Below are 13,769 nucleotides of genomic sequence, written 5' to 3' on the forward strand. Positions count from 1 at the left end.
CGCCCACCCAGGGTGACGCGGCGGCCGTGCATTCTAGCAGAGCCGTCCCCGGAGGCCAATTGCCCGATTCCCCCCAGGCGCCCGCCGTGCTGAGCGTCGCCGTGCCCTCGCCGCTGCGCCGCCTCTTCGACTACCGCCCCGGCGGCCCGCCTCCGGCGTGCGGCTGGCAACCGGGATTGCGGGTCCGGGTGCCCTTCGGGCGGCGCCGGGTGGTGGGGGTGATCCTGGAATGCCGCGACACCAGCGACCTGGCCCTGACGGACCTCAAGCCCGTCGAGGCCTGCCTCGACGAGAGGCCGCTCCCCGATGACTGGCTTTGGCTGTGTCGCTTCACCGCGCGCTACTACCAGCATGCGCCGGGCGATACCCTGCACCAGGCGATGCCGGCCCTGCTGCGCCAGGGGCGCGCCCTGGAAGCCCGGACCCGCGAGCGCTGGCAGGTCACCGCCGACGGCCAGGGGGATCCCGTTCCGAGCCTGGCCAAGGCCCCGCGCCAGGCCGCGCTGCTGGCCATGCTGCGCCAGCATCCCCATGGCCTGGTGACCCAGGCCATCCTGGCCCAGTCCTTCGGGCGCGAGCAGCTCCTGGCGCTGGAACGCAAGGGCCTGGTCGCGCGCCGCGAGGAGCCCCGCACCGCCTCCCCTTCGCCTTCCGCGTCCCTGCTGGCCGAGCCGGCCCTGCCCCTGAATCGCGAGCAGGCCAGCGCCCTGGCCGTGCTCCACGAGCGCCTGGATGCCTACCATCCCTGCCTGCTGCACGGGGTCACCGGCAGCGGCAAGACCGAGGTCTACCTCCAGTTGATCGAGGCGGTGGTGGCGCGGGGCCGGCAGGCGCTGGTCCTGGTGCCGGAGATCGGCCTGACGCCCCAGACCCTGGCCCGCTTCCGCAGCCGGTTCCGGGTGCCGGTGGTGGCGCTGCACTCCGGGCTCACCGATCACGAGCGACTGGATGCCTGGGAAGCCGCCGCCAGCGGCCGCGCGCCCATCGTCATCGGCACCCGGTCGGCCATCTTCACGCCCCTGTCACACCCCGGCGCGATCATCGTCGACGAGGAGCATGACGGCTCCTTCAAGCAGCAGGAGGGGCTGCGCTATCACGCCCGGGACCTGGCCGTGGCCCGCGCCCATCGCCACGGCATCCCGCTGGTCCTCGGCAGCGCCACGCCCTCGCTCGAGACCCTCCAGCGCGCCCTGGCCGGCGACTACCAGCACCTGCGCCTGACCCGGCGCGCCAGCCGCCACGCCCCGGCGCGCCTGGAACTGGTGGACCTGCGTGGCCGCCCCCGACGGGGCGGCCTGATCCCGCCGGTACTCGACGCCATCGAGTCGACCCTGGCCGCCGGCCACCAGGTACTGGTGTTCATCAACCGCCGGGGGTTCGCCCCCACCCTGAGCTGCCATGCCTGCGGCTGGCTGGCCGAATGCGACCATTGCGACGCGCGCCTGACCCTGCACCGGCAACCGCCGCTGCTGGCCTGCCATCACTGCGACCGGCGCCGCGCCCTGCCCGACGCCTGCCCCGACTGCGGCAGCGCCGACCTGCGTCCCCTGGGCAGCGGCACCGAGCGCACCGAGGAGACCCTGGCCGAACGATTCCCCGACATCCCCGTCCACCGCATCGACCGCGACAGCACCCGGCGCCGGGATGCCCTGGAGCAGGCCCTGACCGAGGTGCGGCGAGGCGAACCCTGCCTGCTGGTAGGCACCCAGATGCTGGCCAAGGGCCATCACCTGCCCCATGTGACCCTGGTCGTGGTGGTCAACGCCGATGCCGGCCTCTATTCCAGCGACTTCCGCGCCCTGGAGCACAGTGCCCAGCTGCTCGAACAGGTGGCCGGCCGGGCCGGCCGCGCCGCCCACCCCGGCCGGGTGCTGGTCCAGACCATGCACGCCGACGATCCCAACCTGCGGCTGCTGGCGGCTCGAGGCTACGACGCCCTGGCCGAGCGGCTGTTGGAGGAGCGTCGCGCCGCGGCCCTGCCGCCCTTCCGCTTCCTGGCCCTGCTGCGACTCGAGAGCCCGAAGGAAGCAGCCGTCAACGAGCTCGGCGCCCGGGCCGCCGAGGCCCTGCGCGCCCATCTCGACCGGCGTCGCCTGGAGGTGGACTGCCTGGGGCCGGTCCCCGCCCCCATGGAACGTCGCCAGAACCGTTACCACCTGCAGGTCATGCTCACCGCCGAGCGCCGCAGCCGGCTCCACGAAGCCGGCGCCTGGCTGGTTGCCTGGCTGGAGGCCGAGCCCGCGGCGCGGCGGGTGCGCTGGTCGCTGGATATCGACCCGCAGACGCTGAGCTGAAAGCTGGAAGCTGGAAGCTGGAAGCTGGAAGCTGGAAGCTGGAAGCTGGAAGGCAGCAAGAAGTCGCCACAGCCTGGGTCAAGGGGTTTCTTCCAGCTTCAAGCTTACGTCCGCGCAGCGGACGATCGTCCAGCTCCCGACGAAGTCGGGCGAGGGTTTAAAGCCCGCCCCCAATTGTCGATAATATGCGCCCAAATGCCCGCCGACGGGCGAACGACACCGGCCCGCGCCACAGGACATCCGATCCCTCATGAAAGACACCATCATCGCCCTGCTCGAGGGCGCCCTGGACGAACTCAAGCGCCAGGACGTCCTGCCCGCCGATCTCGCCCCGACCATCAAGGTCGACCCCACCAAGGACAAGGCCCACGGCGACTACGCCACCAACCTGGCGCTGATGCTCGCCAAGCCCGCCGGCAAGAAGCCCCGCGAGCTGGCCGAGGCCCTGGTCGCGGCCCTGCCGGAGAGCAATGCCGTGGCCAGGGTCGAGATCGCCGGCCCCGGCTTCGTCAACTTCTTCGCCGCCACCGACGCCGCGGCCCAGGTCGTGCGCCAGGTGCTGGATGCCGGAGACGCCTATGGCCGCAGCCTCACCGGCCAGGGCCGGAAGGTTCAGGTGGAGTTCGTCTCCGCCAACCCCACCGGTCCCCTGCATGTCGGCCATGGCCGCGGCGCGGCCATCGGCGACTGCATCTGCCGCCTGCTCGAGGCCACCGGACACGACGTCACCCGGGAGTTCTACTACAACGACGCCGGCGCCCAGATCACCAACCTGGCGCTGTCGGTCCAGGCCCGGGCCAAGGGCATCGATCCCGAGGACGAAGGCTGGCCGGCGGACGGCTACCGGGGCGGCTACATCATCGACGTGGCCAACGCCTACCTGGCCCGGGAGGCCGTGCACGCCGACGACCGTCACGTGACCGCCAAGGGCGACCCGGACGACCTGGACGCCATCCGTGACTTCGCCGTGGCCTACCTGCGTCGCGAGCAGGACCTGGACCTGCGCGCCTTCGGGGTGGAGTTCGACGTCTACTTCCTGGAATCCTCGCTGTACCGCGACGGCAAGGTCGAGGCCACCGCCGCGCGCCTGGCCGAGAACGGCCACACCTACGAGCGGGAAGGCGCCGTCTGGCTGCGCACCACCGACTTCGGTGACGACAAGGACCGGGTGATGCGCAAGTCCGACGGCGACTACACCTACTTCCTGCCCGACGTCGCCTACCACCTGGACAAGTGGCAGCGCGGCTTCACCACCGTGATCAACGAACAGGGCGCCGACCACCACTCCACGGTGACGCGGGTCCGTGCCGGCCTGCAGGCGCTGGAAGCCGGCATTCCCCAGGGCTGGCCGGACTATGTGCTGCACCAGATGGTGATGGTCACCCGCTCCGGGGTGGAGGTGAAGCTCTCCAAGCGCGCCGGCAGCTACGTGACCGTGCGCGACCTGATCGACGAGGTCGGCCGCGACGCCACCCGTTTCTTCCTCGCCGCTCGCCGCGCCGACTCCCAGCTGACCTTCGACATCGACCTGGCCCGCTCCCAGTCCAACGACAACCCGGTCTACTACATCCAGTATGCCCACGCCCGGGTCTGCAGCATGCTGCGCAAGGCCGAGGCCGCCGACCAACCCTTCGACCACGCCCTGGCCATGGCGCACCTGTCGCGGCTCGAGACCGACCAGGAGAAGGCTCTGATGAATCGCCTGGCGCGCTACCCCGAGGCGGTGGCCCACGCCGCCGAGAGCCGCGAGCCCCAGCAGATCGCCCAGTACCTGCTCGACCTGGCCGGCGAATTCCATACCTGCTACAACGCCGTCAAGGTGATGGTCGAGGAACACGACCTGCGCAACGCCCGCATGGCGCTGTTCCTGGCCGCCCGCCAGGTGCTGCGCAACGGCCTGGACCTGATGGGCGTCGGCGCCCCCGAGGAGATGTGAGCCATGGCCAGCCGCAAGCCCCCCGCCAGCCGCAGGCGCGGCGCGACCAGCAGCAGGAAGCGACCGGCCAAGGCGCCGCGCCGGGCCCTGCCCGGCTGGCTGTGGGGGCTTGCCGGCATGGTCGCGGGCTTCCTGATCTCCCAGCACCAGCACGGCACGGCCCCCTGGCAGGACGGCCCGCTCATGCCCTCGCCCCGGCCGGCGACCAGCTCCGACTCGTCGGGCCGTGACCCCGCCGAGGCGGCCCCGGAGGCGGAGGAGCCGCCCATGCCCACCTTCGAGTTCTACACCCTGCTGCCGGAGTCCGAGGTGATCGCCCCCGGGGAGCAGGCCTCCACCGCGACCCCGCCGCCGCGGCCGAGCCGGGAGGCGGCAGAAGAGACCGAGGCCTCCGCACCCGCGGACGACCCCATCGCCCGGGTGATCGCCGCCAACAGCGCCCCGGTGGAGACGGCCTCGCGGCCCACCGAGGAGGGGCAGCGCTACGTGCTGCAGGCGGCCTCCTTCCGTGCCCCGGACGACGCCCGCCGGCTGGCCGGCCGCCTGCAGGACTTCGGGCTGCTGGCCAAGATCAGCGAAGTCCAGACCGGCGACGGCACCAGCTGGCACCGGGTTCAGGTAGGGCCCTACCATGACCGTCGCGAGCTGACCCGCGCCCGGGACCTGATGGCCACCCAGGGCATCGAGCCGCTGCTGATCCAGCTGCAGTGACGCCTGCCGCTTGAATTCCGGCCCCCCCGCCCGCACCTCCCCAGAAGCTCATTCACGGCGCCGCCCCTCGCGGCGCCGAAAAGGGAATCGCTGCACGGATCGACGAGCGGAGTGAAGCGCAAGGCGCACGGAGCGCAGAAACCGGAGCATATGCAAGTGATATGTGAGGATTTCGAGCACCACGCAACGCAGCGATTCGCCCGCGCAGGCATCCGTGGAGCGTTTCCAAAGTCATCGGGAGTCTTCGTCTCCCCTAAGGAGTCCCCTCCATGACCACGATCGTTTCCGTGCGTCGCGGCGACCAGGTGGCCCTGGCCGGCGACGGCCAGGTGTCGCTGGGCAACACCGTGATGAAGGGCAACGCCAGCAAGGTCCGCCGCCTCTACCGCGGCCAGGTGCTGGCCGGCTTCGCCGGCGGCACCGCCGACGCCTTCACCCTCTTCGAGCGCTTCGAGGCCCAGCTCGAGAAGCACCAGGGCAACCTGGTCAAGGCCGCCGTGGAGCTGGCCAAGGACTGGCGCACCGATCGCGCCCTGCGCCGCCTGGAGGCGCTGCTGGCCGTCGCCGACAAGCACGCCTCGCTGATCATCACCGGCAACGGTGACGTGGTGGAGCCCGAACGCGGCATCATCGCCATCGGCTCCGGCGGCAACTTCGCCCAGGCCGCGGCCCGCGCCCTGCTCGAGAACACCGAGCTGTCGGCCCGCGAGATCACCGAGAAGTCGCTGGAGATCGCCGCCGACATCTGCGTGTTCACCAACCACAACGTCACGCTGGAAGAGCTCTGACCATGACCCGCATGACCCCCCGCGAGATCGTCCACGCCCTGGACCAGTACATCGTCGGCCAGCAGGAGGCCAAGCGGGCCGTGGCCGTGGCCCTGCGCAACCGCTGGCGGCGCATGCAGCTCGACGAGGAGCTGCGCCAGGAAGTCACCCCCAAGAACATCCTGATGATCGGGCCCACCGGCGTGGGCAAGACCGAGATCGCCCGCCGCCTGGCCAAGCTGGCCCGGGCGCCCTTCATCAAGGTCGAGGCCACCAAGTTCACCGAGGTGGGCTATGTGGGCCGGGACGTGGAATCCATCGTCCGCGACCTCACCGAGGCCGCCATCAAGCTGGTCCGCGAGCAGGCCAAGGACGAGGTCCGCCACCGGGCCGAGGACGCCGCCGAGGACCGCATCCTCGACGCCCTGCTGCCGCCGCCCCGCGGCCAGGAACACGAGCCGCGCACCGAGAACGCCACGCGGCAGGCGTTCCGCAAGAAGCTCCGCGAGGGCCAGCTCGATGACAAGGAGATCGACATCGAGGTCACGCCCCAGGGCCAGGGCATCGACATCATGACGCCGCCGGGCATGGAGGAGATGACCAGCCAGCTGCAGAACCTGTTCTCGAACATGGGCAAGCAGAAGACCGAGACCCGTCGCGTCGCGGTCAAGGACGCCTTCGCCCTGCTGCGCGACGAGGAGGCGGCCAAGCTGGTCAACGAGGACGACATCAAGCAGCGTGCCATCGAGGCCGTGGAGCAGCACGGCATCGTCTTCCTCGACGAGATCGACAAGGTGGCCAAGGGCAGCGGCCAGTCCAGCGGCGGCGAGGTGTCCCGCGAGGGCGTGCAGCGCGACCTGCTGCCGCTGATCGAGGGCTCCAGCGTCTCCACCAAGTACGGCATGGTGAAGACCGACCACATCCTCTTCATCGCCTCCGGGGCCTTCCACCTGTCGCGCCCCTCGGACCTGATCCCCGAGCTGCAGGGTCGCCTGCCGATCCGGGTCGAGCTCGACGCCCTGACCCCGGAGGACTTCAAGCGCATCCTCACCGAGCCCTCGGCGGCCCTGACGCGCCAGTACGAGGCGCTGCTCAAGACCGAGGGCCTCGACATCGCCTTCACCGAGGACGGCATCGAACGCATCGCCGAGATCGCCTGGAAGGTCAACGAGGGCACCGAGAACATCGGCGCCCGGCGCCTGCACACGGTCATGGAGCGCCTGCTCGAGGAAGCCTCCTTCAAGGGCTCGGACATCGGCAGCCCCCTGACCATCGACGCGGCCTATGTCGATGCCCAGCTCGGCGAGCTGGCGATGGACGAGGATCTGTCGCGGTATATTCTCTAACCCAGCTATAAGCTGTAAGCTTGAAGCTGGAAGGACGCCGCTTCGCGGCGAAGGTTGGAAGACTCGGCCTCACCTTGGGGGTCACTTCCAGCCTCAAGCTTCCGGGTTCAAGCTCACCGGAGGTGCCCATGTCCGCCCCGATTCCCGTCAAGGTGCACTATCACAAGCAGGCCCGCGAGCTGGAGCTGACCTACGAGGGCGGCGAGCGCCACCGCCTCTCGGTGGAGTACCTGCGGGTCTTCTCGCCCTCCGCCGAGGTGCGCGGCCACGGCAAGGGCCAGGAGACCCTGCAGGTCGGCAAGAAGCACGTGGGCCTGGCCAACATCACCCAGGCCGGCCGCTACGCCCTCAAGCTGCACTTCGACGACGGCCATGACAGCGGCCTGTACAGCTGGGACTACCTGTACGACCTCATCCGCCACCAGGAGGCCAACTGGGCCGACTACCTGAAGCGCCTCGAGGAGGCCGGCGCCTCGCGGGAGCCGCTGGGCATCGAGATCAAGCAGCTATAGGGGAAGCGACGAGTTCCTGGAGTCGCGTAGGCCGGGTAAGCGAGCTTGCGAGCGCACCCGGCAGATGAGGCCGACAGCACCTCCGCCATGTCGGACGCGCCTTCGGCTTATCCAACCTACCAGCGGGCGTGTCAGCTCCGGCTCCTCCGTTCCGGCGACGACCGACCCGCCTTCGCTCACGACGGAAATCTTCGGCTTTCCCTGCGAGCCGAGCATGGCTGCCGTCAAGACAAGGGCGACCGGAGGACGCTACAATGCGCCCCATCGCGCGGGGCCGCCGGGCCTCGCCTCTCCATGTGCAGCTGACTCGGGAGCTCCCCCCGCATGACCCCCAGCGACAAGCGCACCACGCACTTCGGCTATCAGGAAGTCCCGGTCGAGGAGAAGGCCTCCCGCGTGGCCCACGTCTTCCACTCGGTGGCCTCCCGCTACGACGTCATGAACGACCTGATGTCCCTCGGCATCCACCGCCTGTGGAAACGCCTGACCATCGAGCGCGCCGGGGTGCGTCCGGGCCACAGCGTGCTCGACATCGCCGGTGGCACCGGCGACCTGACCCTGAAGTTCTCCAGGCTGGTAGGGCCCCGGGGGCGGGTGGTGCTGGCCGACATCAACGAGTCCATGCTGCGGGTCGGCCGCGACAAGCTGCTCGACCAGGGCGTGGGCGGCAACGTCGAGTACGTCCAGGCCAACGCCGAGGCCCTGCCCTTCCCGGACAACACCTTCGACTGCATCACCATCGCCTTCGGCCTGCGCAACGTCACCGACAAGGACGCCGCCCTGCGCTCCATGGCTCGCGTGCTCAAGCCCGGCGGCCGCCTGCTGGTGCTGGAATTCTCCAAGCCCGGCAACCCCCTGCTGACCCGCGCCTACGACGAGTACTCCTTCCGCCTGCTGCCGCGCATGGGCCAGCTGGTCGCCGGCGACGCCGAGAGCTATCGCTACCTCGCCGAATCGATCCGCATGCACCCCGACCAGGAAACCCTGAAGGACATGATGGAGGCCGCCGGGCTGGAGCGGGTCGAGTACACCAACCTGACCGGGGGCATCGTCGCCCTGCATCGCGGCATCAAGCTGTGAGGTCGTGATGGCGCTGACACCGACCCTGCTGCTGGGCGGCCTGGAACGCACCCTGAACGCCCTGCTCGCCCGCGATCCCGCCGCCCCTTCCCGCCTGGCCCGCCTGGCGGGCCAGCGCATCCTGCTGCGCCTCGAGCATCCGCCCCTGGCCCTGGTCGTGGCCTTTCATCCCCAGGGGCTGGACCTGCTGCGCCCGGACGACGAGCCGGAGGAGGCCTTCGATGCCATCGTCGAGCTCGACGCCGAGACCCTCGGCGAACTGCTCGGCGGCGCCCCGGTGGAGCGACTGATGTTCCAGGGCAAGCTGGCGGTGCGCGGCCGGATTCCCCTGCTCGAGGCCGCCCGCGACCTGCTGCTGGACCTGGACCTGGACTGGGAGGGCGAACTGGCTCGCTGGCTCGGCGACCTGCCCGCCCACAGCCTGGCCGAGGGCATGCGAAGCCTGGGTCGCTGGGGACTGCGAACTCGCCAGGAGCTGTGCGCCGACGTGGCCGAATACGTCTTCGAGGAGGCTCGGCTGCTGCCCGGCCGCCACCAGCTGGAAGGCCTGCGGGATCATCTCACCGAGCTGGAGGTGGCCACCGACCGCCTCGAGGCGCGTCTGGAACGTCTCCGTCGCCGTCTGACCCAGCGAGGAGGCGGCGCATGATTCCACGGCTCGCGAGGATCGTCTGGGTGGTCACCCGCTATCGCCTCGACACCCTGATCCCCAAGGAGCGGCTGCCCTGGTGGCTGCGGGGGCTGCTGACCCTGTCACCGCTGCGCCTGGTGCCCATCGGCCCTCGTCCCCGGGGCGAACGGTTGCGCCTGGCCCTCGAGGCCCTGGGACCGATCTTCGTCAAGTTCGGCCAGGTGCTCTCCACCCGCCGCGACCTCTTCCCCGAGGACATCGCCGACGAGCTCAAGCGCCTCCAGGACCAGGTCCCGCCCTTCCCCGGCGAAGTGGCCCGCTCCCTGGTGGAGGAAGAGCTCGGCATGCCGCTCACCCAGGCCTTCGCCGACTTCGCACCTCAGCCCCTGGCCTCGGCCTCGGTGGCCCAGGTCCACGCCGCCCGGCTGCCCGGCGGGGAGGAGGTGGTGGTCAAGATCATCCGCCCCGGCATCGAGCGGGTGATGCGCCAGGACATGGCGCTGATGTACCGCCTCGCCGCCGTCCTGGCTCGCATCCCGGAGGCCCGCCGCCTGCGGCCGGTGGAAGTGGTGCGCGACTACGAGTCGACCCTGTTCGACGAGCTCGACCTGACCAAGGAGGCCGCCAACACCTCCCAGCTCAAGCGCAACTTCAAGGGCTCGTCGCTGCTCTTCGTGCCGGCCATCCACTGGCCGCTCACCCGCCGGCGGGTGATGGTCCAGGAGCGGATCCACGGGGTGCCGGTGGCCGACACCGCTGCCCTGCAGGCCCAGGGCACCGACCTGCGCAAGCTCGCCGAGCGCGGCGTGGAGATCTTCTTCACCCAGGTCTTTCGCGACAACTTCTTCCATGCCGACATGCATCCGGGCAACATCTTCGTCTCCCGGGAGACGCCCTGGAACCCCCAGTACATCGCCATCGACTGCGGGATCGTCGGCAGCCTGACCCGGGAGGACCAGGACTACCTGGCGCGCAACCTCCTGGCCTTCTTCCACCAGGACTACTACGAGGTGGCGGCCCTGCACATCGAGTCGGGCTGGGTCGGCGAGGATACCCGCGCCAACGAGTTCGCCGCCGCGGTGCGCACCGTCTGCGAGCCGATCCTCGAGAAGCCGCTCAAGGACATCTCCTTCGGCCAGGTCCTGCTGGGCCTGTTCCAGACCGCCCGGCGCTTCAACATGGAGGTCCAGCCCCAGCTGGTGCTGCTGCAGAAGACGCTGCTCAACATCGAGGGCCTGGGCCGCCAGCTCTACCCGGACCTGGACCTCTGGACCACCGCCAAGCCCTACCTGGAGCAGTGGATGAAGGAGCGCGCCGGCGCCCGGGGGCTGTGGGAATCCATGAAACGCCAGGCGCCGGAACTCTCCCGGCAGCTGCCCGAGCTGCCGGTGCTGGCCCATCAGGCCCTGGCCCGGGCCGAGCACGGCCACCAGCAGCAGCGTCGGCAGGGCGAGGCCATCGGCGCCATCCGCCGCCGGCTCGACCATCAGGGCAAGCGCCAGCGACGCCTGCGCCTGGGCCTCCTGCTGGTGGCCACGGCACTCGCCTGGCAACCGCTGGTCGAATGGGCAGGCGGTCAGCCCTGGCCGGTCCTCGCCACGGCCGCCATCGGCGTGGTCCTGCTGGCCTGGAATTGATCACCCTCTGCAATGGAACCTTCTGCCATGAGCGATATTCTCGACCGCCTCGACGAGGTCCTCGCCAGCCGCCGCCAGGCCGCCCCCGAAGACTCCTACGTGGCCAGCTTGCATCACAGGGGCTTGAACAAGATACTCGAGAAGGTCGGCGAGGAGGCCACCGAAACCCTGCTGGCGGCCAAGGATGCCGAGCACGGCGACGAGGTCACGCGGCAGGCCCTGATCGCCGAAACGGCCGACCTGTGGTTTCATAGCCTGGTGATGCTCTCGCATCTGGGCCTCGACCACACCCAGGTCCTCGACGAATTGTCCCGACGCTTCGGCCTCTCCGGCCATGACGAGAAGGCCGCGCGGCAACGTTAGACGCCCCCGGGCCCGCCCCGGCGCCACAACCTGAGGAAGACCCTATGTTAGGCGGTATCAGTATCTGGCAACTCCTGATCGTTCTCGGCATCATCATCCTGATCTTCGGCACCAAGAAGCTGCGCAACGTCGGCGGCGATCTGGGCGGCGCCGTGAAGGGCTTCAAGAAGGCCATGAACGAGGAAGACAAGGCCCAGGACGACGACAAGCCCCAGGCCCAGGTGCGCCACGACGAGCAGGGCGAGACCTACGACGTCCATGCCGAGCGCAAGACCGAGGAACAGGAAGAGCGCAAGTAAGCCGCCATGTTCGACATCGGCTTCCTCGAACTCCTGATCATCGGCGTGGTGGGCCTGCTGGTGCTGGGCCCCGAACGCCTGCCCAAGGCCGCCCGGACCCTCGGGCTGTGGGTCGGCCGCATCAAGCGTACCGTGTCCGGCATGCAGCGCGAGATCAACGCCCAGCTCGAGGCGGAGGAACTGCGCCAGAAGCTCAATGAGCAGCAGAAGAAGCTCGACGAGGGGCTCGAGCGGGTCAAGCGCGATGTCGAGCGAACGGCCGAGCCCACCCCCCGTGAGGCCGGGCGGCAGGGCGACGAGCCCGAGGGGGTCGCCGCCCCCGCGCCGTCCGCCGAGGAGCGCCTGGACGACGCCCTGAGCCGGGCTCGCCTGCCCGATGACCAGGATACCGATGCCCACAAGGACTCCGCCGCCCGATGAGCCACTCCGACGATTCCCGGAATCCCGGCCAGGCCCAGGCCCCGCTGATCGAGCACCTGGTCGAGCTGCGCTCGCGGCTGCTGCGTGCCGTGCTGGTGATCCTGGTGATCTTCCTCGGCCTGTATGCCTTCGCCAACGAGATCTACGCCTTCGTGGCCCAGCCGCTGATGGCGCTGCTGCCGGAAGGCTCCCAGATGATCGCCACCGAGGTGGCGTCCCCCTTCCTGGCCCCGTTCAAGCTGACGCTGGTGGTGGCGGTGTTCATCGCCGTGCCCTTCGTGCTGCATCAGGCCTGGGCCTTCGTCGCCCCCGGCCTCTACGACAACGAGAAGGCCCTGGCGCTGCCGCTGCTGGCCTCCAGCGTGGTGCTTTTCTATGCCGGCGCCGCCTTCGCCTACTACGTGGTCTTCCCGCTGCTGTTCCAGTTCTTCACCCAGACCGGGCCGGAGCAGGTGGCGGTGATGACCGACATCAACCAGTACCTGAACTTCGTCCTCAAGCTGTTCTTCGCCTTCGGCGTGGCCTTCGAGATTCCCATCGCCACCTTCCTGCTGGTGCTGACCGGGGCGACCACCGTGGAGAGCCTGTCCCGCAAGCGGCCCTACGTGATCCTCGGCTGCTTCGTGGTCGGCATGCTGATGACCCCGCCGGACGTGGTCTCCCAGAGCCTGCTGGCGGTGCCCATGTACCTGCTCTACGAGGTCGGCCTGCTGTTCGGCCGCCTGGTGCGCCGCAAGCGCGACGCGGAGGCGGCCGACGAGGACGAGGCGTAAGCTCGAAGCGGCCAAGCGGCCAAGCGGCCAAGCAGGGTTCGAGTGACAAGTAGAAAGTCGCAAGGGGCTCGGTGCTCCTTGCGACTTGTCACTCGCTACTTGCGACTCGTACCTTGGCGCTCGGCGCTTGTAGCTCGGCGCTTACAAGTCCATCAACTCGTCGATGCGGTCCACCAGCTTGAAGATGCCGGTAGCGGCCTCGCCGATGCGGGTCGCCAGCATGTAGGCGGGGGTGGTCACCACCCGGTTCTCGAAGTCCACCACGATGTCCTCCACGCCGCAGCTGCGGTGCAGGCCGCCCATGCTGCTGATCGCTCCGGCCACGCCGGGGTCGTGGCCGATGGTCACGGCGATGCCGCGGCCCAGCAGCCGCGGCACCATCACCGGGGCGATGCACATCAGGCCGATGGGCTTGCGGTCCTCGTGGAAGGCCGATACCGCCTCGACCAGATCCTCGTGGATGACGAGGTCGGCCCCGGCCTCGGCGAAGTCGGACAGGTTCTTGGCCGCCCCGAATCCGCCGGGCAGGATGACGGCATCGAAGTCATCGGCCTCCAGCTCGGTCAGGGGGGCGATCTCGCCCCGGGCCAGGCGCGCCGACTCGACCAGCACGTTGCGCGTCTCTCCGGGTACCGCTTCGCCGCGGCGATGATCGACCACGTCATGCTGGTCGATGTCCGGGGCGAAACAGCGATACCCGATGCCCAGTTGATCCAGGCGCAACAGGGTCAGGGTGGTCTCGTAGATCTCCGAGCCATCCTGGACACCGCACCCCGACAGAATGACCGCCACCTGTTTGCTCATCTTCTCGTACTCCTCGAACGCTCTGCCTGCCCATGGCGGCAGGGTGGGTAAAGGGGAGCCATCACTTTAGAGAGTCGCCGGGGGTGCGACAAGGCGCGTCTGTCGCGCCCGGATCACCCTGATATACTCGAGTGACTGTCATCGTTTGGTCATCAAGGGCCGCCACACTCATGGCTGGCGGCCCTGATCCCGTGTT

Annotated in this window: 14 protein-coding genes; 13 read left to right on the forward strand and 1 reads right to left on the reverse strand. The window is 69.5% G+C overall.

Annotated features, from left to right (window positions below):
- Window positions 1–59 precede the first annotated feature (59 nt).
- The 13 genes from BEI_RS15665 (at window position 60) to tatC (ending at window position 12,769) form a co-directional block, all read left to right on the forward strand.
- Window positions 60–2,294, forward strand: a complete 2,235-nt coding sequence (locus BEI_RS15665) for a primosomal protein N' (RefSeq protein WP_227644502.1) — start codon at window positions 60–62, stop codon at window positions 2,292–2,294.
- Between the two features lie 250 nt (window positions 2,295–2,544).
- The gene (argS, locus tag BEI_RS15670) at window positions 2,545–4,230 is read left to right on the forward strand and encodes an arginine--tRNA ligase (RefSeq protein WP_097790397.1); all 1,686 of its coding nucleotides are present in this window, start codon (window positions 2,545–2,547) and stop codon (window positions 4,228–4,230) included.
- Window positions 4,231–4,233: 3 nt separating this feature from the next.
- A complete protein-coding gene (locus BEI_RS15675; protein ID WP_097790398.1) occupies window positions 4,234–4,941 on the forward strand; it encodes an SPOR domain-containing protein in 708 nt (235 codons plus the stop codon).
- 269 nt (window positions 4,942–5,210) lie between these two features.
- The gene (hslV, locus tag BEI_RS15680) at window positions 5,211–5,729 is read left to right on the forward strand and encodes an ATP-dependent protease subunit HslV (RefSeq protein ID WP_097790399.1); all 519 of its coding nucleotides are present in this window, start codon (window positions 5,211–5,213) and stop codon (window positions 5,727–5,729) included.
- 2 nt (window positions 5,730–5,731) lie between these two features.
- Window positions 5,732–7,054 carry an ATP-dependent protease ATPase subunit HslU gene (gene hslU, locus BEI_RS15685; RefSeq protein WP_097790400.1) on the forward strand — a complete coding sequence of 441 codons (1,323 nt, stop codon included), beginning with the start codon at window positions 5,732–5,734 and terminating at the stop codon, window positions 7,052–7,054.
- Window positions 7,055–7,182: 128 nt separating this feature from the next.
- Window positions 7,183–7,566: a gamma-butyrobetaine hydroxylase family protein gene (locus BEI_RS15690; RefSeq protein ID WP_097790401.1), complete on the forward strand. Its 384-nt coding sequence runs from the start codon at window positions 7,183–7,185 to the stop codon at window positions 7,564–7,566.
- Window positions 7,567–7,890: 324 nt separating this feature from the next.
- On the forward strand, window positions 7,891–8,646 hold the full coding sequence (gene ubiE / locus BEI_RS15695) for a bifunctional demethylmenaquinone methyltransferase/2-methoxy-6-polyprenyl-1,4-benzoquinol methylase UbiE (protein WP_097790402.1): 756 nt from the start codon (window positions 7,891–7,893) through the stop codon (window positions 8,644–8,646).
- A 7-nt stretch (window positions 8,647–8,653) separates the two neighbouring features.
- Window positions 8,654–9,295 (forward strand): ubiquinone biosynthesis accessory factor UbiJ, encoded by a 642-nt coding sequence (locus BEI_RS15700; RefSeq protein WP_097790403.1) that lies wholly within the window; start codon window positions 8,654–8,656, stop codon window positions 9,293–9,295.
- Window positions 9,292–10,914 carry a ubiquinone biosynthesis regulatory protein kinase UbiB gene (ubiB, locus tag BEI_RS15705; RefSeq protein WP_097790404.1) on the forward strand — a complete coding sequence of 541 codons (1,623 nt, stop codon included), beginning with the start codon at window positions 9,292–9,294 and terminating at the stop codon, window positions 10,912–10,914. Before BEI_RS15700 ends, ubiB begins: the two co-directional genes overlap by 4 nt.
- A gap of 27 nt (window positions 10,915–10,941) precedes the next feature.
- Window positions 10,942–11,277 (forward strand): phosphoribosyl-ATP diphosphatase, encoded by a 336-nt coding sequence (locus tag BEI_RS15710; RefSeq protein WP_097790405.1) that lies wholly within the window; start codon window positions 10,942–10,944, stop codon window positions 11,275–11,277.
- A gap of 44 nt (window positions 11,278–11,321) precedes the next feature.
- The gene (gene tatA / locus BEI_RS15715; RefSeq protein WP_097790406.1) at window positions 11,322–11,576 is read left to right on the forward strand and encodes a Sec-independent protein translocase subunit TatA; all 255 of its coding nucleotides are present in this window, start codon (window positions 11,322–11,324) and stop codon (window positions 11,574–11,576) included.
- A 6-nt stretch (window positions 11,577–11,582) separates the two neighbouring features.
- The gene (tatB, locus tag BEI_RS15720) at window positions 11,583–11,996 is read left to right on the forward strand and encodes a Sec-independent protein translocase protein TatB (RefSeq protein ID WP_097790407.1); all 414 of its coding nucleotides are present in this window, start codon (window positions 11,583–11,585) and stop codon (window positions 11,994–11,996) included.
- Window positions 11,993–12,769 carry a twin-arginine translocase subunit TatC gene (gene tatC, locus BEI_RS15725; RefSeq protein WP_097790408.1) on the forward strand — a complete coding sequence of 259 codons (777 nt, stop codon included), beginning with the start codon at window positions 11,993–11,995 and terminating at the stop codon, window positions 12,767–12,769. Before tatB ends, tatC begins: the two co-directional genes overlap by 4 nt.
- 141 nt (window positions 12,770–12,910) lie before the next feature.
- Here the strand turns inward: tatC and elbB are convergent, their stop codons facing one another.
- Complete coding sequence (gene elbB, locus BEI_RS15730) at window positions 12,911–13,573, reverse strand: isoprenoid biosynthesis glyoxalase ElbB (RefSeq protein WP_097790409.1); 663 nt, start codon at window positions 13,571–13,573, stop codon at window positions 12,911–12,913.
- Window positions 13,574–13,769: the final 196 nt, after the last annotated feature.

The organism is Halomonas beimenensis (genome assembly GCF_002549795.1).
Lineage (GTDB): Bacteria > Pseudomonadota > Gammaproteobacteria > Pseudomonadales > Halomonadaceae > Halomonas > Halomonas beimenensis.

Bases quoted from the DNA above. Each gene is read 5' to 3' on its own strand.
- hslU (WP_097790400.1), top strand. From the start codon at position 5,732: ATGACCCGCATGACCCCCCGCGAGATCGTCCACGCCCTGGACCAGTAC.
- ubiE (WP_097790402.1), top strand. From the start codon at position 7,891: ATGACCCCCAGCGACAAGCGCACCACGCACTTCGGCTATCAGGAAGTC.
- elbB (WP_097790409.1), bottom strand. From the start codon at position 13,573: ATGAGCAAACAGGTGGCGGTCATTCTGTCGGGGTGCGGTGTCCAGGAT.
- tatA (WP_097790406.1), top strand. From the start codon at position 11,322: ATGTTAGGCGGTATCAGTATCTGGCAACTCCTGATCGTTCTCGGCATC.
- tatB (WP_097790407.1), top strand. From the start codon at position 11,583: ATGTTCGACATCGGCTTCCTCGAACTCCTGATCATCGGCGTGGTGGGC.
- ubiB (WP_097790404.1), top strand. From the start codon at position 9,292: ATGATTCCACGGCTCGCGAGGATCGTCTGGGTGGTCACCCGCTATCGC.
- BEI_RS15675 (WP_097790398.1), top strand. From the start codon at position 4,234: ATGGCCAGCCGCAAGCCCCCCGCCAGCCGCAGGCGCGGCGCGACCAGC.
- tatC (WP_097790408.1), top strand. From the start codon at position 11,993: ATGAGCCACTCCGACGATTCCCGGAATCCCGGCCAGGCCCAGGCCCCG.
- BEI_RS15690 (WP_097790401.1), top strand. From the start codon at position 7,183: ATGTCCGCCCCGATTCCCGTCAAGGTGCACTATCACAAGCAGGCCCGC.
- hslV (WP_097790399.1), top strand. From the start codon at position 5,211: ATGACCACGATCGTTTCCGTGCGTCGCGGCGACCAGGTGGCCCTGGCC.
- argS (WP_097790397.1), top strand. From the start codon at position 2,545: ATGAAAGACACCATCATCGCCCTGCTCGAGGGCGCCCTGGACGAACTC.
- BEI_RS15700 (WP_097790403.1), top strand. From the start codon at position 8,654: ATGGCGCTGACACCGACCCTGCTGCTGGGCGGCCTGGAACGCACCCTG.
- BEI_RS15710 (WP_097790405.1), top strand. From the start codon at position 10,942: ATGAGCGATATTCTCGACCGCCTCGACGAGGTCCTCGCCAGCCGCCGC.